Here is a 20,841-nt window from a genome sequence, read left to right as displayed (position 1 = left end):
CATCGCGCGCGCCGGTGTGACCTCGGCGCACCCGGGGATGATCTTCGATGCCGACACGCCGGGCGTGGCACGCAGACTCCGCCCAGATCACGGTCCGGCGACCCCGTACGCGCAGTTTGTCGGCGAGTATGGCATACTTGGCTGCTGAGACTGGGCTGATCACAGAGATCGCCATGGCTCACCGACTGAAAAGACTTGTAAAACACATGACTCAAGGCACTGTTAAGTGGTTCAACGGCGAGAAGGGCTTCGGCTTCATCGCCCAAGACGGAGGCGGCCCCGACGTCTTCGTGCATTACTCGGCCATCAGCGGCTCCGGCTTCAAGTCCCTCGAAGAGGGCCAGCGGGTCGAGTTCGAGGTCGGCCAGGGCCAGAAGGGCCCCCAGGCTCAGGACGTCCGCGCCATCTGATTCCGGCGTGAACGAGAAAGGCCCCGCACCCATGGTGCGGGGCCTTTCTCGTCTCCGCTACCCCCCGAACACCCGCTCCACGACCGCCTTGGCGCGGCGGGTGATGCGCATGTAGTTGTCGAGGAACTCGCTGCCGTCGTCGGTGGGCCAGCCCGCCACCCGCGCGACCGCCGATAGTAGGCGGCCCGGGCCGGGCAGCTGGTCGGTCGGCTTGCCCTTGACCAGTACGAGCGCGTTGCGGGCCGCGGTCGCGGTGATCCACGATTCCCGCAGCAGGGCGACGTCGTCGGGTTCCAGGATGCCCTCGGCCTCGATGACGTCGAGCGATTCCAGCGTCGAGGTGTTGTGCAGCGCGGGCACCTCGTGGGCGTGCCGCAGTTGCAGCAGCTGCACGGTCCACTCGATGTCGGCCAGCCCGCCGCGCCCCAGCTTGGTGTGGGTGGCGGGGTTGGCCCCGCGCGGCAGGCGCTCGGCGTCGACGCGGGCCTTGATCCGGCGGATCTCGCGCACCGACTCGGCGGACACGCCGCCCGCCGGGTAGCGGATCGGGTCGATGACGTGCAGGAACCGCACGCCCAGCTGCTGATCGCCCGCCACCTGGTGCGCGCGCAGCAGTGCCTGCACCTCCCACGGCTGGGCCCACTGGTCGTAGTAGGCCTGATAGGCGGCCAGGGTACGCACCAGCGCGCCGTTGCGGCCCTCCGGGCGCAGGCCGGCGTCGACCTGCAGCGGCGGATCGGTGCTCGGGGCGCCGAGCAGGCGCTGGACCTTCTCCGCGACGCCGATCGCCCACTTCACCGCGGTGGTCTCGTCCTCGCCGGGGCGCGGATCGCAGACGAACAGCACGTCGGCGTCGGAACCGTAGCCCAGTTCCATCCCGCCGAGCCTGCCCATGCCGATCACCGCGAAGTCGGCGGGCGCCGGCGCGCCCCGCTCGGCCTCGGAGGCCCGGATGACGGCGGCGAGCGCGGCCTCGAGCACCGCGACCCAGACCGAGGACAGCGCCGCGCACACCTGCGGGACGTCGAGCATGCCCAGCAGATCGGCCGAGGCCACCCGGGCGAGCTCGTGCCTGCGCAGCGACCGGGCCGCGGCGACGGCACGCGCGGGGTCGTCGTAGCGGGCCGCGGCGGTCTGGATGCCGCGCGCGACGTCCTCGGGCTGCGGGCCGAGCAGCTGCGGGCCCGCCGGTCCGTCGGCGTACATGCGGATCGTCTCGGGGGCGTTGATCAGCAGATCGGGCAGGTACTCCGAGGAGCCGAGCACGATCATCAGCCGCTGGGCGATGGCGCCCTCGTCGCGCAGTTCGCGCAGGAACCAGATCTGATCGTCGAGACCTTCCGAGACCCGGCGATACGCGAGCAGGCCCGCGTCGGGATTCGGTGTGTCACCGAGCCATTCGAGCAGGGTCGGCAGCAGCAGCGCCTGGATGCGGCCCTTGCGCGAGACGCCGCCGGTGAGCGCCTTGAGGTGGCCGAGCGCGTTGGCGGGCGCGCCGTAGCCGAGCGCGGCGAGCTGACGCACGGCGGCGTCGGGACTCAGCCGCAGCGCGTCGGAGTCGAGCCGGGCGACCGACTCGAGCAGCGGCCGGTAGAACAGCTTGGCGTGCAGCCTGCGCACCCGCATGGAGTTGCGCCGGATGTCGGTCTCGAGCACCCCGACCGCGTCCTGACGGCCGTCGGGCCGGATGTGGGCCGCGCGGGCGAGCCAGCGCATGCCCTCCTCGTCGTCGGCGGCGGGCAGGGTGTGGGTGCGCTTGAGCCGCTGCAGTTGCAGCCGGTGCTCGAGCAGGCGCAGGAACTCGTAGGAGGCGGTGAGGTTGGCCGCGTCGTCGCGGCCGACGTACCCGCCCGCGGCCAGCGCGGTGAGCGCCTCGACGGTGTTGGTGACGTGCAGCGCGTCGTCGACCCGGCCGTGCACCAATTGCAGCAGCTGCACGGCGAATTCGACGTCGCGCAGGCTGCCCGCGCCGAGCTTGAGCTCACGCTCGCGCAGGTCGGCGGGGACCAGGTCCTCCACCCGGCGGCGCATGGCCTGCACGTCGGCGACGAAGTCGGGGCGCTCGGAGGCGGCCCACACCATCGGCATGAGCGCGTCGCGGTACTGCTGTCCGAGTTCGAGATCGCCGGTCATCGGCCGGTTCTTCAGCAGCGCCTGGAACTCCCAGGTGCGGGCCCAGCGCTTGTAGTAGGCGAGGTGGGAGTCGAGCGTGCGCACCAGCGCGCCCGCCTTGCCCTCGGGCCGCAGCGCCGCGTCGACCTCGAAGAACGCCGAACTGGCGACGCTCATCATCTCCGCGGCCAGCCTGGTCGCGGTGGCGTCGGCCGGTTCGGCGACGAACACCACGTCGACATCGCTGACGTAGTTCAGTTCGCGCGCACCGCATTTGCCCATCGCGATGACCGCCAGCCGCACCGGCACCGGGCCGTTCTTGCACACCCGCGCCACGGCCACCGACAGCGCGGCGGTGAGCGCGGCGTCGGCCAGATCCGACAGGTGCCTGCCGACCACCAGATACGGCGGCACCGGCTCGTTCTCGACGGTGGAGGCCAGGTCGAACGCGGCCAGCAGCATCAGCTGATCGCGATACCGGCTGCGCAGCACCGCGATCGCCTCCGGACCGGCGATCTCGGCCCGGAACAGCATCGGCCCCGCGTTGGGTCCGTCCTCGGGTTTCGCCTCGACCGCGTCGAGCAGGTCGGCGAGCAGTTCCTCGCGCTCGGGAAGCCGGTTCGCGCGCAGCAGCTTCCACGCGGCGGGCGCGGCCACCAGATGATCACCGAAGGCCGTGGACGAACCGAGCAGCCCGAACAACCTGCCGCGCAACGTGCTATCGGTGCGCAGCGCCGAATCCAGTTCGGCCCAATCGGTTCCGAGCGACTCGTGCAACCGGATCAGCGTGGACAACGCCAGATCGGCGTCGGGCGCGCGCGACAGCGCCCACAGCACGGGCACCCCGTCGACGTTGTCCCAGCCGAGCTGGTGCAGGGAATCCGCTGCGGTGGGCTCGAGCAAGCCGAGCCGGCCGACGCCGGGGACAGCGGAGCGGGCAGTCGGTGGCCGGACCATGCCCTCAAAGTACATGGTCCGCGCGTCGACCGTGTCACGCCCGGTATGCCGGGCGCGGTGTCACAGGCTGAGGTATTCCTCGAGCTCCCACGGGGTCACCTGGCTGCGGTAGGCGGCCCACTCCCGGCGCTTGTTGCGCAGGAAGAAGTCGAAGACGTGCTCGCCGAGGGTCTCGGCGACGAGCTCCGAGCGCTCCATCACCTGCAGGGCCTCGTCGAGGGTGCCGGGCAGCGAGCGGAAGCCCATGGCGCGACGTTCGGCGTCGGTCAGCGACCACACGTCGTCCTCGGCCTCCGGCGGGAGCGTGTAGCCCTTCTCGATGCCGCGCAGACCGGCCGCGAGCAGCACCGCGAAGGTCAGGTACGGGTTGCAGGCCGAGTCTGGGCTGCGGATCTCGACACGACGCGAGGACGACTTGTTCGGCGTGTACATCGGCACGCGAACCAGCGCGGAGCGGTTGGACCGGCCCCACGACGCCGCCGTCGGCGCCTCGCCGCCGTGGATCAGGCGCTTGTAGGAGTTCACCCACTGGTTGGTGATCGCGCTGATCTCGGGGGCGTGCTCGAGGATGCCCGCGATGAACGAGCGCGCCGTCGCGGACAGGTTCTCCGGATCGTCGGGGTCGGCGAAGGCGTTGGACTCGCCCTCGAACAGGCTCATGTGGGTGTGCATGGCCGAGCCCGGGTACTGGGCGAACGGCTTGGGCATGAACGTCGCGCGCACGCCCTCGTCGATCGCGACCTCCTTGATGAGGTAGCGGAAGGTCATCACGTTGTCGGCCATCGAGAGCGCGTCGGCGTAGCGCAGGTCGATCTCCTGCTGGCCGGGGGCGCCCTCGTGGTGGCTGAACTCGACCGAGATGCCCATCGACTCGAGCGCGTCGATGGCGTGGCGGCGGAAGTTCGGGGCCGAGTCGTGCACGGCCTGGTCGAAGAAGCCGCCGTTGTCGGCGGGCACCGGCGCGCCGTTCTTCAGGCCGTTCTCCAGCAGGAAGAACTCGATCTCGGGGTGCACGTAGCAGCTGAAGCCCACGTCGGCGGCCTTGTTGAGCTGACGCCGCAGCACGTGGCGCGGGTCGGCCCAGGACGGCGAGCCGTCGGGCATGGTGATGTCGCAGAACATGCGGGCGGAGTGCTGGTGGCCCTTGGAGGTGGCCCAGGGCAGCACCTGGAAGGTCGACGGATCGGGCCGCGCGACCATGTCCGCCTCGGACACGCGCGCGAAGCCCTCGATGGCCGAGCCGTCGAACCCGATGCCCTCCTCGAAGGCGCCCTCGAGCTCGGCGGGTGCGATGGCGACGGACTTCAGGTAACCCAGCACGTCGGTGAACCAGAGACGCACGAAGCGGATGTCCCGCTCTTCGAGCGTCCGCAGCACGAATTCCTTCTGGCGATCCATACCGGCGAGCGTAAGCACCCGGCGTTAAATCCGTGTTACATACGCGCTCGCGTTTGCTATCTCGTCACCTCGTCCGCACATCTCACCCGCCGTGACGGGGCGCGGTGCGCGCCGATCCGGTTCAGCAGGTGAGACCGGCGCCGGGCGCGGCGAGGTCGACCAGGTAGTCGATGACGGCCTCGTCGAGGCAGCGGTCGCCCGCCACCAGGGCGGCGGTGTGCCGGTTGCCACGGAAGGTGATCAGGTCGGCGCCCAGCTGCGCGGCCAGATCGACCCCGGCCTGGTACGGCGTCGCCGGGTCGTCGGTGGTCGAGACCACGACGGTCTTCGGCACGCCGGGCGCGGACACCCGGTGCGGGGTGCTGGTGTTGGGCACCGGCCAGGAGGCGCACAGTTCCAGCGGGGCGGCGCCGGTGCCCTTGCCGTCGTCGAGGAAGGGCGCGGCCTTGCGGTACTCGCTGTCCTGGCGGCCGGTGATGGCCGGATCGGTGATACGCGGATCGTCGACGCAGCGGATGGCGTTGAACGCGTCCTGGGTGTTGGCGTAGGTGCCGTCCTCACGGCGGCCGTCGTACATGTCGGCCAGTTGCAGCAGGGTGTCGCCCTGGCCGTCGCGCAGTTCGGTCAGGCCCTGGGTGAGCACGTTCCACAGGTCGTCGGTGTAGAGGGCCTGCTGGACGCCGGTGATGGCGTCGCCGTAGCTGAGCCCGCGCGGGTCGGCGGTGGCGGCGGGCTTGCTCTCCAGCGGGGCGACCAGCGCGCGGAACCGGGCCACGGACTGGGCCGGATCGGTGCCGAGCGGGCAGTCGGCGTTCTTCGCGCAGTCGGCGGCGTAGGCGTTGAACACGCCCTGGAAGCCCGCGGCCTGGCGCAGCGACTCCTGGACGGGGTCCTGGGAGGAGTCCACCGCGCCGTCGAGGACGAGGGCGCGCACGTTCTGCGGGTACTTCTCGGCGTAGGCCGAGCCGAGCCGGGTGCCGTAGGAGTAGCCGAGGTAGCTCAGCTGCGCGTCGCCGAGCACCGCGCGCAGGACGTCCATGTCCTGGATCACCTCGCGGGTGCCGACGTGGGCGAGCAGGTCGGTGCCGGTGCGCTGGGCACAGCGGTCGGCGTACTCGCGGTTGTCGGCCTCGGCGTCGGCGATGCCGGCCGGGGTGTTGTCGGTGGGCGGCTCGGCGCGCTCGGCGTCGGCCTGCTGCGGGGTCAGGCACACGATCGCGGGCAGCGAGGAGCCGACGCCGCGCGGGTCGAAACCGACCCGGTCGAACTTCTCGGCCAGCTCGGTGCGGTTGCCGACGGTGACCATCGACAGCCCGGAGACGCCGGGCCCGCCGGGGTTCATCAGCAGCGAGCCGATCTTGTCGCCGGAGGCCGGGATCCGCGACAGCGCGATCTGGGCGGTCGGGCCGTCCGGGCGCGCGTAGTCGACGGGCACGGTGACGCGCGCGCATTCGGTCTTGGGCGGCAGCCGGTCCTCGGGGCTGCCGAAGCCCTCGCACGAACCCCAGTCGAGCTGCTGGTCGTAGAACTTCTCCAGCCCGGGCGGCGGTGGCGGCAGCTGCGCGCGCGGGGTGCTGGTCTCGGCGCTGGTGCAGCCGGACACGATCAGCGCCGCGAGAGCGCCCCAGAGCACGACGAGCCTGCCACGCTGCACAGTGGGCCCACCTTTCCGCGCCGCACGGCGCACAACACGATGCGCCCGATCCGCGCGAAGGGGCTCGCCCTCACGGTAGCCGAACCACCGCTGTGACCGATCACACCGGCACCGGCCCTTAAATCGGCTCGGCCCGAGGTGGCACACTGGATCCGTCAGAAAAACCCGGGGACCCGGTACGGGCCTCGAGGAACCAGACGAAAGGGACGATGATGTCCGTATCCGATGAGCAGACCCCTGCCTACGGTGCCGCTCCCGAAGCCGTTGCCAAGCCCCGCCGCAAGACCCGCGTCCAGCATCTGCAGCAGATGAAGGCCGAGGGCGAGCGCTGGTCGATGCTGACGGCCTACGACTACTCCTCCGCGCGCCTCTTCGAGGAAGCGGGCATTCCGGTCCTGCTGGTCGGCGATTCCGCCGCCAACGTGGTGTACGGCTACGACACCACCGTGCCGATCACCGTCGACGAGCTGATCCCGCTGGTGCGCGGCGTCGTCCGGGGCGCGCCGCACGCGCTGGTCGTGGCCGACCTGCCGTTCGGCACCTACGAGTCCTCGCCGCAGCAGGCGCTGGCCACCGCCACCCGGTTCATGAAGGAGGGCGGCGCGCACGCGGTCAAGCTCGAGGGCGGCGAACGCGTCGCCGAGCAGATCGCGCTGATCACCGCCGCGGGCATCCCGGTGATGGCCCACATCGGCTTCACCCCGCAGAGCGTGAACACCCTCGGCGGATTCCGGGTGCAGGGTCGTGGCGACGGCGCCGAGCAGCTCATCGCCGACGCCATCGCCGTGCAGGAGGCGGGCGCGTTCTCCGTCGTCATGGAGATGGTCCCGGCCGAGCTGGCCGGCCAGGTCACCCACAAGCTGACCATCCCGACCGTCGGCATCGGCGCGGGCGCCGACTGCGACGCCCAGGTGCTGGTCTGGCAGGACATGGCCGGCTACACCAGCGGCAAGACCGCGAAGTTCGTCAAGCGCTTCGGCAATGTCGGCGACGAACTGCGCTCCGCCGCAGCCGCCTACGCCGACGAGGTCCGCCGGGGCACCTTCCCCGGCCCCGAGCACAGCTTCTGAGCCACCACCGACCCGGCCCGTCGCCACGAGCGGCGGGCCGTTCTCAGGGTTCGGCCGGATGTGCGGGGTCGCGCCGGGTGGCAGACTCGATACCGACATAGTCGACACGAGTAGAGGTATCGATGCCGCACCGCCGTTGGAAGACCCGTCCCGTGCTGCTGCTCGCGGGCGCGCTCGCCGTCGCGAGCCTGAGCGCTTGCGGCAGTGTGGAAACCACACCGACCGGTAGCTCCGGCACCACGACCTCGACGACCAGCGCGGCCAAGCCGACCACCACCGCCCCGGCGGGCAGCCCGACGATCACCGACGCCGCGGCCGCGCAGCTGTGCGACATGATCCGGCCCGAGCTGTCCAACTTCCGGGTGCAGGGGCCGACCCTCGGGCGCTTCGCGCTCAACGCGATGGTGCACGAGTGGGCACTGCGCAACGGCGGGATCAACGCCCAGGTGCTGGCCGACAAGGCGATCGTCGACCGCGTCACCACCGGGGCCTGCGCCGACGTGCGCACCGAGGCGATGACCGCCCTGGATCTGCCGAATCTCGCGGCGGGACTGGCGTTCTGATGCGCGCCCTGTACCCGGAGATCGAGCCGTTCGAGCACGGCCTGCTCGACGTCGGCGACGGCCAGTCGGTGTACTGGGAGGTCAGCGGCAATCCCGACGGCAAGCCGGTGGTGTTCGTGCACGGCGGACCCGGCGGCGGCACCGGACCGCTGCAACGACGCTTCTTCGATCCCGCCGTGTACCGCATCGTGCTGTTCGATCAGCGCGGGTGCGGACGGTCGGTGCCGCACATCGCCGACGGCGCGAACCTCGACGTCAACACCACCGCGCACCTGATCGCCGACATGGAGCTGCTGCGCGCGCACCTCGGCGTCGACCGGTGGCAGGTGTTCGGCGGTTCGTGGGGCTCCACGCTGGGCCTGGCCTACGCCCAGGCCCATCCCGAGCGGGTCACCGAGCTGGTGCTGCGCGGGATCTTCCTGCTGCGGCGCAAGGAGATCGACTGGTACTACAACGGCGCGGCGGGCAACGTCTACCCGGCCGAGTGGGCGAAGTTCCTGGCCCCGGTGCCCGTCGCGGAGCGCGGCGAGGACCTGGTCGAGGTGTACCACCGGCTGCTGCACTCCCCCGACCCGCAGGTGGCGCTCGACGCCGCCGTGGCCTGGTCGACGTGGGAAGGCGCGACGAGTTCGCTGCTGCCGCAACCGGATCGGATCGCCGAGACCGGCGAGGCGCGCTTCGCGCTGGCCTTCGCCCGGATCGAAAACCACTATTTCCGGCACGGCGGATTCCTCGACGAGGGACAGTTGCTGCGTGACATGGACCGGATCGCCGACATCCCCGGAGTGATCGTGCAGGGCCGCCACGACATCGTGTGCCCCGCGGTGAGCGCCTGGGACCTGCACACCGCGTGGCCGGGCTCGACCCTGCACATCGTCGAGGACGCCGGGCACACCGCCCACGAGCCCGGCATCACCCACCACCTGGTCGAGGCGACCGACCTGTTCGGGAAGCGAGGCTGAATCATGGCGCCCAAGGCCGGAAAAGCCGTCGTCGCGGCACTGCGGGACGACATCGACCGGCTGCTGGCCGCCGAACCCGACGTGCGCGCCGACGCCTACGACTCGGTGCACCAGATGCGGGTGGCCACCCGCCGCCTGCGCAGCGTGCTGCGGTCCTACCGCAGGCTCTTCGACGCGGACGCGGCGGCGGCCACCGAGGCCGAGCTCAAGTGGCTGGCCGATCTGCTCGGCGTCGCCCGCGACGCCGAGGTCCGCGCCGAGCGCTTCACCGATCTGCTCGCCGCGCACGAGCAGGTCCCGGACGAGGTGACCCGGGCGCTGGTCGGCGCCTCCCGCGACGCCTACACCAGCGCCCACGCCGAGGTGCTGACCGCGCTCGACGGCAAGCGCTACCGGCGCCTGACGAAGACCCTGACCGCCTGGCGCACCGATCCCCCACTGGATCGCGACCTGGCCCGCACGCCCGCGAGCGCGGCCTTCGACGACGTCCTGCGCCGCGACCGCAAGCGCCTGCGCAAATTGGTCTTCGCCGAACCCACCGCGGCCCCCGCCGACCGCGTCGAACTGCTGCACGATATCCGCAAGGGCGCCAAGCGCTTACGCTATTCCTGCGAGGCGGCGGGTGAGGTCCTCGGCACCGACGCCACCGACCTCGGCACCCGCGCCAAACGCCTGCAAACCGTCCTCGGCGACCACCGCGACGCCGTCGAATCCCGCGAGGCCATTCTCGCGGCCGCCGCCACCGCCCCCGGCTCCACCGCCACCCTCTACGAACTCCTCGCCGACACCGAAGAGGTCGCCGCGGGGCAAGCCATCGCCCGCTATCCTGCCGCCGCCGCGTTCGTCTCCGCCGCCGACTAGTTCTCGGTGGTTACCCGCGTCCGCCGGGTTCGTCACGAACACCTGTCCGCTCACCGCGGTCCCGGAGCGCCTGGTCGAACAGCTGCCAGCCGTCGAGCTCCGTGGTGCGGTAGAAATCCGCGCCGCCGGGCAGCGCGAGGTCGATCAGAGTCCGGACCACGCCCGGCGGGTGCAGGTCGAGGTAGGTCTACTGCCGCGCGCGACCCGGGTATGCCCGCCCGCGTCGGGTCAGTGTGCGGCGTAGTCGAATCCGATGGTGCGGGTCGCCACGTCGGCGGTCACCAGGCGGACGGAGACGTGTTTCCCTTCCGGAGGCTTGCCCTCGCAGCGGCCCAGGATCGGGGGCTCGGTGACGAAGATTTCGGCGTCGCGGGTGCCGTTGGCCTCGCGCAGGACCAGGGCCGAGAACTCGGTGCCGATCCGGGGCGCCAGGACGGTCGCCTCGGTCAGGTCGACGCAGGCGCGGTCGACCTTGCTCGCCACCGAGTCGGTGCGGCGCAGGGCGTCGGCGGCGGGGCCGAGACCGTCGACCACCCAGGCGGGGACCTCGGTGCCCGCGCAATGGGCCAGGCAGATCTCGGTGGTGAAGCGGTCGGCCAGGCGGCGCAGCGGGGCGGTGACGTGGGCGTAGGGTGCCCCGATCGCGCTGTGCGTGAGCTGGCCGTCGGTGGGCCGGTCGAGGTCGCCGAGCATCGTGTAGCCGGCGCCGCGCAGCAGGCTCGTCGCCTCCGACATCAGGACCAGCGCGGCGGGGGTGTTCGCGTCGAGCCCGGCCAGCAGCCGGCCGACGGGCAGGTCGGCGGGCCAGTCGACGCCGAGGGCGGCCGCGGTGCGCCGCATCGAGGCGATGGCGCTGTCGGGCGGCGGTGGCATGGTGCGCAGCAGGCCGATGGGAGTTCCCTTGTGCGCCAGCATGATCCGCGCCGCGCACATGCCGGTGAGCAGCGAGACCTGCTCGTTCCAGTCGTCGGCGGCGGTGCGGGGTTCCAGCTCGAGGCGCCAGTTGTCGCCGTCGCGCACCACGTCCTGGGCGGGCAGCCGCAGCGAGATCGCGCCCTGGTCGAGCCCGGCCTCGATCCGCAGCCTGCCGAACTCGGGCAGCGCGGCCAGCGAGGGGTGCAGCGTGCCCGCGTCGGCGGCGGCCTGGACCTGCGCGTAGTCGAAGCGCTCCCGGGAGCGCACCAGGGCGCGCGTCACCGAGAAGTCGCGCGGGACAGCGCGATCGTCGAGTTCGATGGTCCACAGGGCCGCGGGCCGGTCGACGCCGGGCAGCAGGCTGGCGGTGCCCTCCGACAGCACCGTCGGGTGCAGCGGGACATTGCCGTCGGGCAGGTAGAAGGTCTGGCCGCGGGATTCCGATTCCCGGGCGAGCGCACCGCCCGGCACGATCACGGCGCCGAGATCGGCGATCGCGTAATGCAGGGTGAAGCCGGTGGGGGTGCGTTCGATGTGCAGCGCCTGGTCCAGATCCATGGCGCTGGGCGGGTCGATGGTGACGAACTCGATGTCGGTCCGGTCGACCCGGGTACCCGCGAACGCGTCGACCGCGTCGCGGGCCTCCGAGACGGCCTCGGCAGGATAGTCCGAGGCCAGCCCGAATTCGGAACGGATGGCGCCGAAGTCGACCGGCGCCGAGACGATCCGCTGATGGAGTTCCATCCTGGCAGGTTAGCGACTACCTACTGCAGTGCCAGCATGGTGCCGTTGAGCTGGTCGAACGGGCCGTACACGGTGAAGGTGACCCGACCGTTGGGGACCGCCGAGGAGACGGTCGCCGCGGCGTCGAGCGCCTGGCCGAACGAGGCCGCCGAGGGGTGCGGCAGACCGGCGACGGTCAGACCGAACCGGGTCTGGTGCACCCAGGCGGTATCGGCCGGGCTGAGGTCGACCTGGACCCCGCCCGCCAGCGGGGTCACCGCGACCGCGCTCGCCGATCCGGCACCCAGCGAGGTGAAAACCGCAGCGGCTCCGGCGATCAGTGCACCGGCGACAATGGAACGAACTACCCGCATGTAAATGTGACCTGCTTCCGCGATCGAATTGTGTTGGGCTCACCACCCGGGCAGCGAGCCCTGCCGACGGCGAACACTCTATGACCTCGCTCACGTTTCCGGCGACTTCCAGCGCATTTTCACGCAGGCGACACACTTTTCCCGCCGCCGCCGCGACAGTTGTTACTGTGGCGTCGGCACACCCGGCAAACGCCGGGCAGTGCGCCACCCACGTCGATAAATGGGAGTTCCGAGCGTATGTCGTCGCTGATTTTCGATTACCTGTTGCCGATCCTCGGCCCGGACCAGGCGTCCTACTGGGCCCAGCTGCTGGTGATCAACCCCGCCTAGCTCACCGATCGGATCGAGCAACTGTCGCCTCCCGTTAACCTCACGGGAGGCGGCTTGTTTTCTGGGGCGCTAGCATCCCGCGCGTGAGTAGAACTACCGCCGCTCTCGCGGCCAGCGCCACCGTCTTCGCCCTGCTTCTGGCCGGCTGCGGCGACGACTCCTCTTCCGCCGCCGCCGGCGGCTCCTCGGCCGCCGCCACGCCCGAATACAAGGTCGATCCGAGCAAGGCGGGCATGTTCGTGGTGAGCTACCGCAACGCCTTCCCGAAGCTGTCCGCGGGGCGTGACGACGCCGCCGTCGCGACCGTGCTGAACCAGTCCTGTGGCGACATCAAGGCCGGGAAGTCCGAGGCCGACACCATCGCCGGGATCATCAAGGCCACCAAGAACGGTGCCGACGCCGCGACCGAAGACGAGGCCAGGGCGATCTACCAGATGTCCACCCTGATGTGCTGAGCCGGCTACCGGCCCGACCGGGCGGCGGCTCCCCCACGGGAGCCGCCGCCTCGTCGTTCGAAGGCGGACGAGCCGGCCTGTAAGCCGGATCCTGTCCCCGGTTCGCACCGGGGGACGACCATCCATCTGGACACACCGTCGCCGGGTGCCTCGAGCGGTCCACCCGCAGGCTCGGGCGAGCAGCCCTCGAACACCTGCGCAGCCGCACCGCGAGGTGCGACCTTCGACCTTGCTCCGGGCGGGGTTTACCGAGCCGCCCCGGTCACCCGGGGCGCTGGTGCGCTCTTACCGCACCGTTTCACCCTTACCGCGCAAATGCGCGGCGGTTTGTTTTCTGTGGCACTGTCCCGCGGGTCGCCCCGGGTTGCCGTTAGCAACCGCCCTGCTCTGTGGAGTCCGGACTTTCCTCGGTACCGAGCGGCGGCGCTCGCGCGCCCGTTCTCGTCACCGCGGTCGCCCGGCCGACTCGTCCGCTCGTACAGAGTACTCGGTACGGTTACGAGCCATGGAACGTGTCGACGTCAGTTTCCCCTCGGGTGACCAGCAGTGCGCTGCCTGGCTCTACCTGCCCGACGGTGCGCCCCGGCCGCGCCCGCTGGTGATCATGGGACACGGGCTGGGGGCAACCCGCGAAATGGGGTTGGATCGATATGCGCGGCGGTTCGTCGCGGCGGGGATGGGGGTGCTGGCGTTCGACTACCGGCATTTCGGCGCCAGCGAGGGTGATCCCCGCCAGGTGCTCAACATCGCCAGGCAGCGGCAGGACTGGAAGGCCGCAATCGCCTACGCGCGCAGCATCCGGGGGTTCGACGCGACCCGGATCGCGTTGTGGGGCACCTCGTTCGGCGGCGGGCACGTGTTATCCGTGGCGCCCGACGACGACTATCTCGCCGCGGTCGTCGCGCAGGTGCCGTTCACCAGCGGGTGGGCCTCGGCGATGGCGAAGGGACCGATCAGCATCACCAAGGTCGCCACCATCGCCGCCACCGACCTGCTGATCGGCCCGATCCGGCGCAAGCCGGTGCGGATCCGGCTGGCGGGCCGCAAGCGGGCCGCGGCGCTGATGAGCGCGCCGGATGTGCCGGAGGGCTTCGGCAGGCTCGCCGAGGAGAGCGAGACCTACCGGCCGAAAGTCGGTGCGCGGGTGGCCCTGTCGACCCTGTTCGACGCGCCGGGCCGCCGCGCGAAGGCGCTGAAGGTGCCGGTGTTCTACGCGATCGCCGAGAACGATTCGGTCGCCCCGGCCGGCCCGACCCGCAAGGCGGCCGCGCGCACCAAGCACGCGGTGGTCAAGCAGTACCCGGTCGGCCACTTCGACGTGTACTTCGACGATGTCTTCGAGCAGGTCGTGCGCGATCAGACCGATTTCCTGGTCTCGGTGCTGCGTCCGTGACCGCCGCCGCCTGATCCGCCCGGCTGGGCGGTGCCGGTGGGGCACGATGGGGAGATGGAACAGCTCAGCTCGCGCACGATCTACACCAATCCGTGGATGCGGCTGCGGGAGGACACCATTCGCCGCGCCGACGGGTCCGTCGGGATCTACGCCGTGGTCGACAAGGTCGACTGGGCGATGGTGATCCCGTTCGACGGCGAGGGATTCCATCTCGTCGAGCAGTACCGGTACCCGCTGGGCGCGCGGTGCTGGGAGTTCCCCGCTGGCACCCCGCCGCCCGGCACGGCGCCGTCGCCGGTCGAGCTGGCGCACAACGAGTTGCGGGAGGAAACCGGCCTGCGCGCCGACCGGATGACGCTGCTCGGCACCCTGGCCACCGCGCCCGCGTCGAGCAACCAGCGCGGCCACTGCTTCCTGGCCACCGGCCTCACCCCCGGTGAGCCCCAGCGCGAGCCCGAGGAACAGGACATGCGCACCGCCTGGTTCTCCCGCGCCCGCTTCGAGGCGATGATCCTGCGCGGCGAGATCACCGCCTCCCACGCGGTCGCCGCCTACGGTCTGCTGCTCATGCACGAACGCGGCCTCAGCACACCGTGACCGGCGATCGCGCACCGCGGTCAGCGGACGACCACACGCAGCGCCGCCCCTTCGAGCGCGGCGTACATCGCGACCAGGGCGGCTCCGGTGAGCAGGAAGCCGACGCCGAGGCCGGTGAGGGGTAGCAGACCGGAGCAGGCCAGCGCGGTCATGCCGAGCGCCGAGGCGGCGTTGACGGCCACGACGGGGCGGGCGTAGCGGTGGGGACCGCGCCGCGCGATGGCCAGCAGTGCGGCACCACCGGCGACCAGGACGACACCGAAGAGCAGCGACAGGGGGGTCGGCAGGCCGAGCGGCTCGCGCAGCAGCGGCGCCGACACGGTCAATACGACCCCGAACAGCGCTGTGCTCCAGCCATCTACGCGCAGGACGGTGGTGAGCGGACCGGGGCGGGGGTCGGTGATCGTGGTCATCGTCGGCTCCTGTTCTCGAGGTGACGAGCCCACTGTGCGGCGGCGCTGGTCATCGTCGCAATGACCTCCGAGGTCATGGCGGGACGTCTGTCCAGGTGGATACGCTGGGCCGATGACGGACGCCCGGATCGGGCCGCTGCTGCGGGAATGGCGGCAGCGGCGCAAGCTCAGCCAGCTCGAGCTCGCCCTGGCCGCCGACACCTCCTCGCGGCACCTGTCCTACCTCGAGACCGGGCGATCCAAGCCGAGCCGGGCGATGGTGCTGCGGCTGTGCGAAACCCTCGATGTGCCGCTGCGGGAACGCAATACGCTGCTGCTGGCCGCCGATTTCGCGCCCGCGTTCCGGGAGTCGGCGCTCGACGACGTCGCACTGTCGCCCGCGCGGGCCGCGATCGAGACGATGCTCGCCGCGCACGAGCCCTATCCGGCGGTGGTGGTCGATCGCTGGTGGGATGTGGTGGCGGGCAATGCCGCGATGCCCGTGCTGATGACCGGGGTACCCGAGCACCTGCGCACGCCGCGCCCCAATGTCTTCCGGCTGGTCCTGCATCCCGACGGACTCGCGCGGCGGCTGGAGAACCTGCACCAGGTGCGCGAACTGTTCCTGGAACGACTGCTGCGCCAGCTCGGCGCGACCGGTGACGCGCGGCTGCGCGCCCTCTACGACGAGGTACGAAGCTATCCTGTCCATGCGGATCCGCCCGGCGAACCCGAACCGACCGGGCCGTTCCAGGTCCCGATCCGGATCAGCTCACCGCTCGGCCCGCTCACCATGTTCTCCACCATGGCGACCTTCGGCGCACCGGCGGACGTCACCCTCTCGGAGCTCGCCATCGAGTTCTTCTACCCCCTCGACGACACCACCGCCACCGCCCTGCGCGCCATGGCCGCCGCGGCGCGCTGAGCAGATCAGAGCGGGCGGCGCATCTCGAACTCCGTGCGCGGGTCGCCCGGTTCCACCGGCCCGCGCCGGCCGGTCGGCACGAAACCGTGGCGCCGGTAAAGCTTCTCGGCGGCGGCGTTGCCTTCGGTGACTTCCAGACACACCGCGGTGCAGCCGTGCCCGGCCGCCCAGGACAGCGCGGTGGTGATCAGCTGATCGGAGATTCCACGACCGCGAGCGCGGGGCGCCACCCACATCGAGATCAGGTGCGCGGCAGGCGAATCCGTGGTCACGCCGACGGTCCCCATCGTCACCTCGGAGATCGTTGCCACGAACTGGGCACGGGTCCGCAACACCGCGCGCCAGTCTTCGGGGGTGCGCGCCAGGGCCTGCTCGACGGTCTGGCCGAACGCGCTCGGGGCGTCGCGCAGCGCGCACAGCCGCACCTCGCGGAACACCGCCCACTGCGTGGGCTCCAGCCGCCGGATCACGACCGTGCCGCCGCGCGTCTCCCCCATGCCGGTGATTGCAGCATGCCCGCGGCGGTGGGGCAACGGGTTTCGGGTGGAGACAGCGACAGGGGCGCATCGCCGGATCGGTGATGCGCCCCTGTCGGGTGGAGCCGGGATCAGATGGGCTGGAAGCCCGCGCCGACGCCGCCCGCCCGGTTCAGCACGTCCAGGATGACCTGGATCGGCTGGAAGTAGGCGGGCGAGTGGATCGGGTTGGCGCCACCGGTGCACGGGACGTCGAAGTCGACGGGGCCCAGGCCGGTGAGCCTGCCCTGGTTCATGCCGACCAGCCGGTCGCCGACGACGACCGGGCCGCCGGAATCACCGGGCTGGGAGCAGTACTGGTTGATCGAGGTGCCTTCGAGCTCACCCCACACCACGCCGCAGCTGCGACCGCTGGTGCGACCGTCCGAGCACACGGTGGTGCCGGGGCCGGGCGCGGCGCCGATGCCCGCGACGGTGGTCTGGCCGATGGTGCGAACGGGCAGCACCTTCGACGCGTCCAGCTGCAGGACCGCGAAGTCCAGGTAGTCGCCGTCGTCGGAGAACGCGACGGTGCCGATGACGCCCGCGTTCAGCGCCTGCTCGGCGCCGACCCGTGCCCCCGTCGGCGCGCAGTGCCCGGCGGTCAGACCCACCAGGCGACCGGCGTTGTCGTGGCCGATGGCGGTCAGCGAGCAACCGGAGTTGTTGTCGAAGACGATGCCCGAGGCCGCGCCGAGCACCACACTCGGATCGGCCGACACGCTGCCCGCACCAGCGGACGCGGTGAGCGCCCCCGCGATGGCCGCCGCGAACGCCGCCACCCGTAGAAACCTCATCAAGTACCTTTCTCGACGGCCGCGGTATCTCCGCACGCCCGAGATGCTTCTCGGGCGCCGGGGCATAGTCGTTACGCCGACCGCGAACCGGGGCCGACCGTACCGTGCCCGGGTGACAGGCGGCCAGCGCTAAAGATACGAGATGTCGTTGACCAGACGGACCGAAGCGCCACCGTCGGGATAGAACTCCGCGATGCACAGCGAGGCCAGGTCCAGGTGCAGGCGATACAGCAGCGACGGGCCGACCCCGAGCGCCAGCTGCAGCAGCGTCTTGATCGGCGTGACATGGCTGACCACGACGACGTTCTCGCCCGGATACAGCGCCACCAGATCGCGCCGGACCGATTCGATCCGCTCGCGCACCTGATCGAAGCTCTCGCCACCGGGCGCGGGCACCGACGGGTCACCCAGCCAGTCCGCGTGCAGCTGCGGATCGCGCTGCGCGGCCTCGGCGAAGGTGAGGCCCTCCCAGTCGCCGAAGTCGGTCTCGATGAGGCCGTCGAGCACCCGCAGCGGCACGTCGAGCGCGGCGGCGGCCGCCTCGGCGGTGGAGCGGGCCCGCTGCAGCGGCGAGGTCACCACCGCGGCGATATCGCCCTTGGCGGCCAGCATCTTCGCGGCCCGTTCGGCCTGTTCGCGGCCCAGGTCGGTCAGCGGCGGATTGCCGCGACCGGAGTAGCGGCGCTCGATCGACAGTTCGGTCTGCCCGTGCCGCAGCAGCAACAGCCGCGTCGGCCTGCCGATCGCGCCGGTCCAGCCGGGCGTGACCGGAATGCGCTGGGCGGCAGCGGAATCGCGGGTCTCGGTGGCGGGCACCGCGACCTGGTCGCCCGCCGCGTGCCCGGCCGCCACGGCGTCGCGGACGGTGCCGACGACCGCGCCGTCGTCCATCGCCTCGTTCGCCAGCCGGTCGGCATGGGAGTTCTCCGCGCGCGGAATCCAGGTGAAGCTGACCCGGTCGAACCCGGCGACCAGCCCGCGCGCCTGCTCGGCGAGCGGAATCATCGACGGGTGCTTGACCTTCCAGCGTCCCGACATCTGCTCGACGACGAGCTTGGAGTCCATCCGCACCGCGACCACCCGCGCGCCCAGCTCGGCCGCGGCGGCCAAACCGGCGATCAGACCGCGATATTCGGCCACATTGTTGGTGGTGACGCCGACGTATTCCTTGCGCTCGGCGAGCACCCGCACATGGTCGGCGGCGAACACCACCGCGCCGTAGCCGGCCGGGCCGGGGTTGCCACGCGACCCGCCGTCGGCCTCGACGATCACCTCGTTCATCCGGTTACAGCCCGGATTCCTTGGTGCGCACCATGATCGCGCTGCACTCGGGGCAGCGCAGGACGGCGTCGGGGGCGGCCTTGGCGATGCGCTGCATCTCGCCGCGATCGATCTCGATCCGGCAGGCGCCGCAGCGCCGGGCCTGCAGCAGGGCGGCGCCGACCCCGTGGGCCGCGCGCTGCTTGTCGTAGACGGCGAGCAGGTCGGCGGGGAACAGCCCGACCAGTCCGTCCCGGTCGGTCTCGCACCGCTGCTGGGCCACCGCGAGATCGGCCATCGCCTCGTCGCGCAGCCGTTCGGCGTCGGCGAGATCCTGGTCGGCTTTGCTCAGCCGGGCGCCGGCGTGGTCGTGATCGGCGGCCATCGCCTCGCGCTGTTCCATCACGGTCAGCAGCTCGTCCTCGAGCACCGAGCGGCGCCGCTCCAGGCTGCCCAGTTCGTGCTGGATCTCGGAGAGCTGCTTGGCGGCGACGGTGCCCGCGGTGAGCATGCCGCGGTCGCGGTCCTCCCGCTTGCGCACGGCGTCGACCTCACCCTCGAGCTTGCGGATGTCGCGGTCCAGATCGTCGATGCCGATCTCGACCGCGACGGCGGCGTCCTTGTAGCCGTTGCGCTCGGTCGACAGGCGCGCCACCTCCTGCTGTTCGGGCAGCGCGTTCCTGCGGTGCGCGATCCGCGTCAACTCGGCATCGACAGCGGCGAGCTGGAGCAGCTTGGACTGGACCGACGGTTCGACATTCAACGCGCACGAACTCCTGAACACGGTGGACGGATGGGTTCGTCAACCGTACCGCGCCCCGGGGCACGCGCACGCCATGACCCGAGGACCGGGCGACCGCTGTCGGGCGCGCGTGTCCCGGTACGCGCCCGCCCCCGTCGACGCGGGGAGGCTGGTCGCAGCGTTCAGCCCGTGACCGTCCATGGGTCGGTGCGCAGGGTGGAGACGCGGGTCTCGACGCCGGGCAGGGCCGCGCGGACGAACCGCTCCGCCTGCCCGCACCAGGGGAACTCGGTGGCCCAGTGGGCGGCGTCGATGAGGGCGGGGCCGCCGCGGCGGAGGTGTTCGTCGACGGGGTGGTGGCGCAGGTCGGAGGTGAGGTAGGCGTCGACGCCCGCGCGGATGGCCGCGGTCAGGTAGGAGTCGCCCGCGCCGCCGCAGACGGCGACCCGCCGGATGACACGGTCCGGGTCGCCCGCGGCGCGCACGCCCCAGACGGTGCGCGGCAGTCCGACGCCCACCCGGGCGGTGAAATCGCGCAGGGTCTCGGGCTCGGCGAGTTCGCCGATGCGGCCGATACCGAGCGAGGACGGCAGCGGCGCGCGCTCGGTGACGTGGTAGGCGGGTTCCTCGTACGGGTGGGCCGCGCGCAGGGCCGCCAGGACGGCCAGCCGGGAGGTCGGCGCCGCGACCACCTCGACGGCGTCCTCGGTGACGGTCTCGACCGTGCCGATCGCCCCGATCGCCGGGTTCGCGCCGGGCAGCGGCCGGAACTGGCCGGTGCCGGAGGTGTACCAGGCGGCCTCGCGGTAGTCGCCGATCGCGCCGGCGCCCGCGGTGAACAGCGCCGACATGAGCGAGGCGGTGTGCGTCTGCGGGACCTGGATCACCCATTTGTCCACGGAGGCCGCCGGTTTCGGGTCCAGCGGGCCGGTGACGGTCAGGCCGACGGCGGCGGCGAGCGCGTCCGAGACGCCGGGGTCGGCGGAGTCGGCGTTGGTGTGCGCGGAGAACAGGGCGCAGCCCGACCGGATCAGCCGGTGCAGCAGCGCACCCTTGGGGGTGTCGGCGGCGACGGTGTCGACGCCGCGCAGCAGCAGCGGGTGGTGCACGACCAGCGCCTGCGCGCCCCATTCGATCGCCTCGTCGACCACGGCGGCGGTGGCGTCGACGGCGAACACCACCTTGGTCACCTCCTGACCCGGGTCACCGCACACGAGCCCGACCGAATCCCACGATTCGGCCAGCCGCGGCGGATACGCCGCGTCGAGCACCCCGATCAGTTCGGCCAGGTCGGTCACCGCCGCCTCCTTCGTTCCGCTGCCTAACCCGTCACCATCGAAGCGACGGGATCACCTTGCACCACAATGCTTTCCACGACCATCTCGCGCCGCGCAATGGCCGTTGCCGCAGGCCGGTCCCTGTCACAGCACCGTCCG

General features: G+C 71.4%; 21 protein-coding genes and 1 other RNA gene. 9 read left to right on the top strand and 13 right to left on the bottom strand.

Translation table 11 applies throughout. The features are described from left to right. Nucleotides 1-206 precede the first annotated feature (206 nt). Nucleotides 207-410 (top strand): cold-shock protein, encoded by a 204-nt coding sequence (locus ACFVW6_RS16150; protein WP_218721900.1) that lies wholly within the window; start codon nucleotides 207-209, stop codon nucleotides 408-410. A gap of 57 nt (nucleotides 411-467) precedes the next feature. On the opposite strand, the gene ACFVW6_RS16145 is transcribed toward ACFVW6_RS16150, so the two are convergent. The 3 genes from ACFVW6_RS16145 to ACFVW6_RS16135 form a co-directional block, all read right to left on the bottom strand. After that, on the bottom strand, nucleotides 468-3,479 hold the full coding sequence (locus ACFVW6_RS16145) for a bifunctional [glutamine synthetase] adenylyltransferase/[glutamine synthetase]-adenylyl-L-tyrosine phosphorylase (RefSeq protein ID WP_378827121.1): 3,012 nt from the start codon (nucleotides 3,477-3,479) through the stop codon (nucleotides 468-470). Between the two features lie 60 nt (nucleotides 3,480-3,539). After that, nucleotides 3,540-4,877, bottom strand: coding sequence for a type I glutamate--ammonia ligase (gene glnA / locus ACFVW6_RS16140; protein ID WP_218721857.1), 1,338 nt, complete (start codon nucleotides 4,875-4,877; stop codon nucleotides 3,540-3,542). Nucleotides 4,878-4,998: 121 nt separating this feature from the next. After that, the gene (locus ACFVW6_RS16135) at nucleotides 4,999-6,531 is read right to left on the bottom strand and encodes an alpha/beta hydrolase (RefSeq protein WP_378827123.1); all 1,533 of its coding nucleotides are present in this window, start codon (nucleotides 6,529-6,531) and stop codon (nucleotides 4,999-5,001) included. 212 nt (nucleotides 6,532-6,743) lie between these two features. Here ACFVW6_RS16135 and panB point away from each other — a divergent pair, with 212 nt between their 5' ends. The 4 genes from panB (at nucleotide 6,744) to ACFVW6_RS16115 (ending at nucleotide 9,987) form a co-directional block, all read left to right on the top strand. Beyond that, on the top strand, nucleotides 6,744-7,601 hold the full coding sequence (panB, locus tag ACFVW6_RS16130) for a 3-methyl-2-oxobutanoate hydroxymethyltransferase (protein WP_357347647.1): 858 nt from the start codon (nucleotides 6,744-6,746) through the stop codon (nucleotides 7,599-7,601). Nucleotides 7,602-7,723: 122 nt separating this feature from the next. Beyond that, nucleotides 7,724-8,164, top strand: a complete 441-nt coding sequence (locus tag ACFVW6_RS16125; protein WP_355279160.1) for a hypothetical protein — start codon at nucleotides 7,724-7,726, stop codon at nucleotides 8,162-8,164. Beyond that, a complete protein-coding gene (gene pip, locus ACFVW6_RS16120; RefSeq protein WP_365016797.1) occupies nucleotides 8,164-9,126 on the top strand; it encodes a prolyl aminopeptidase in 963 nt (320 codons plus the stop codon). Before ACFVW6_RS16125 ends, pip begins: the two co-directional genes overlap by 1 nt. Before the next feature lie 3 nt (nucleotides 9,127-9,129). Next, on the top strand, nucleotides 9,130-9,987 hold the full coding sequence (locus tag ACFVW6_RS16115; protein ID WP_378827128.1) for a CHAD domain-containing protein: 858 nt from the start codon (nucleotides 9,130-9,132) through the stop codon (nucleotides 9,985-9,987). A 10-nt stretch (nucleotides 9,988-9,997) separates the two neighbouring features. Here the strand turns inward: ACFVW6_RS16115 and ACFVW6_RS16110 are convergent, their stop codons facing one another. The 3 genes from ACFVW6_RS16110 to ACFVW6_RS16100 all read right to left on the bottom strand — a co-directional run bounded on the left by ACFVW6_RS16110 (nucleotide 9,998) and on the right by ACFVW6_RS16100 (nucleotide 11,999). Continuing rightward, nucleotides 9,998-10,147 (bottom strand): hypothetical protein, encoded by a 150-nt coding sequence (locus tag ACFVW6_RS16110; protein WP_378827130.1) that lies wholly within the window; start codon nucleotides 10,145-10,147, stop codon nucleotides 9,998-10,000. A 68-nt stretch (nucleotides 10,148-10,215) separates the two neighbouring features. Beyond that, entirely contained in the window at nucleotides 10,216-11,646 is a 1,431-nt protein-coding gene (locus tag ACFVW6_RS16105) for an RNB domain-containing ribonuclease (protein WP_378827132.1), read from the bottom strand. A 20-nt stretch (nucleotides 11,647-11,666) separates the two neighbouring features. Next, nucleotides 11,667-11,999, bottom strand: coding sequence for a hypothetical protein (locus ACFVW6_RS16100; protein WP_019046039.1), 333 nt, complete (start codon nucleotides 11,997-11,999; stop codon nucleotides 11,667-11,669). A 413-nt stretch (nucleotides 12,000-12,412) separates the two neighbouring features. Here ACFVW6_RS16100 and ACFVW6_RS16095 point away from each other — a divergent pair, with 413 nt between their 5' ends. Then, on the top strand, nucleotides 12,413-12,784 hold the full coding sequence (locus ACFVW6_RS16095) for a hypothetical protein (protein WP_378827136.1): 372 nt from the start codon (nucleotides 12,413-12,415) through the stop codon (nucleotides 12,782-12,784). A 64-nt stretch (nucleotides 12,785-12,848) separates the two neighbouring features. Here the strand turns inward: ACFVW6_RS16095 and rnpB are convergent. Beyond that, an RNA gene (gene rnpB, locus ACFVW6_RS16090) (RNase P RNA component class A) lies at nucleotides 12,849-13,253 on the bottom strand. A gap of 36 nt (nucleotides 13,254-13,289) precedes the next feature. Here rnpB and ACFVW6_RS16085 point away from each other — a divergent pair. Together ACFVW6_RS16085 and ACFVW6_RS16080 are read left to right on the top strand one after the other, a co-directional pair. Beyond that, nucleotides 13,290-14,177, top strand: coding sequence for an alpha/beta hydrolase (locus tag ACFVW6_RS16085; RefSeq protein ID WP_378827138.1), 888 nt, complete (start codon nucleotides 13,290-13,292; stop codon nucleotides 14,175-14,177). A gap of 54 nt (nucleotides 14,178-14,231) precedes the next feature. Continuing rightward, nucleotides 14,232-14,774 (top strand): NUDIX domain-containing protein, encoded by a 543-nt coding sequence (locus tag ACFVW6_RS16080; protein ID WP_378827140.1) that lies wholly within the window; start codon nucleotides 14,232-14,234, stop codon nucleotides 14,772-14,774. A gap of 20 nt (nucleotides 14,775-14,794) precedes the next feature. Here the strand turns inward: ACFVW6_RS16080 and ACFVW6_RS16075 are convergent, their stop codons facing one another. Further along, a complete protein-coding gene (locus ACFVW6_RS16075) occupies nucleotides 14,795-15,187 on the bottom strand; it encodes a hypothetical protein (RefSeq protein WP_378827142.1) in 393 nt (130 codons plus the stop codon). 112 nt (nucleotides 15,188-15,299) lie between these two features. Here ACFVW6_RS16075 and ACFVW6_RS16070 point away from each other — a divergent pair, with 112 nt between their 5' ends. Then, on the top strand, nucleotides 15,300-16,091 hold the full coding sequence (locus ACFVW6_RS16070; protein ID WP_378827144.1) for a helix-turn-helix domain-containing protein: 792 nt from the start codon (nucleotides 15,300-15,302) through the stop codon (nucleotides 16,089-16,091). Nucleotides 16,092-16,096: 5 nt separating this feature from the next. Here the strand turns inward: ACFVW6_RS16070 and ACFVW6_RS16065 are convergent, their stop codons facing one another. From ACFVW6_RS16065 to ACFVW6_RS16045, 5 genes are all read right to left on the bottom strand, one after another. Then, complete coding sequence (locus tag ACFVW6_RS16065) at nucleotides 16,097-16,588, bottom strand: GNAT family N-acetyltransferase (RefSeq protein WP_378827146.1); 492 nt, start codon at nucleotides 16,586-16,588, stop codon at nucleotides 16,097-16,099. Nucleotides 16,589-16,698: 110 nt separating this feature from the next. Then, nucleotides 16,699-17,403 (bottom strand): S1 family peptidase, encoded by a 705-nt coding sequence (locus ACFVW6_RS16060; protein ID WP_378827148.1) that lies wholly within the window; start codon nucleotides 17,401-17,403, stop codon nucleotides 16,699-16,701. A 129-nt stretch (nucleotides 17,404-17,532) separates the two neighbouring features. Continuing rightward, on the bottom strand, nucleotides 17,533-18,684 hold the full coding sequence (locus ACFVW6_RS16055; protein WP_378827150.1) for a bifunctional RNase H/acid phosphatase: 1,152 nt from the start codon (nucleotides 18,682-18,684) through the stop codon (nucleotides 17,533-17,535). A gap of 4 nt (nucleotides 18,685-18,688) precedes the next feature. Further along, a complete protein-coding gene (locus ACFVW6_RS16050; RefSeq protein ID WP_355279123.1) occupies nucleotides 18,689-19,426 on the bottom strand; it encodes a C4-type zinc ribbon domain-containing protein in 738 nt (245 codons plus the stop codon). Between the two features lie 161 nt (nucleotides 19,427-19,587). Then, nucleotides 19,588-20,703 carry a Nif3-like dinuclear metal center hexameric protein gene (locus ACFVW6_RS16045; protein ID WP_378827153.1) on the bottom strand — a complete coding sequence of 372 codons (1,116 nt, stop codon included), beginning with the start codon at nucleotides 20,701-20,703 and terminating at the stop codon, nucleotides 19,588-19,590. Nucleotides 20,704-20,841: the final 138 nt, after the last annotated feature.

This window comes from Nocardia sp. NPDC058244 (assembly GCF_042882065.1).
Classification (GTDB): domain Bacteria; phylum Actinomycetota; class Actinomycetes; order Mycobacteriales; family Mycobacteriaceae; genus Nocardia.
The sequence above is the reverse complement of the archived record's forward strand: the minus strand, read 5'-3'. Positions and strand labels throughout refer to the sequence as shown.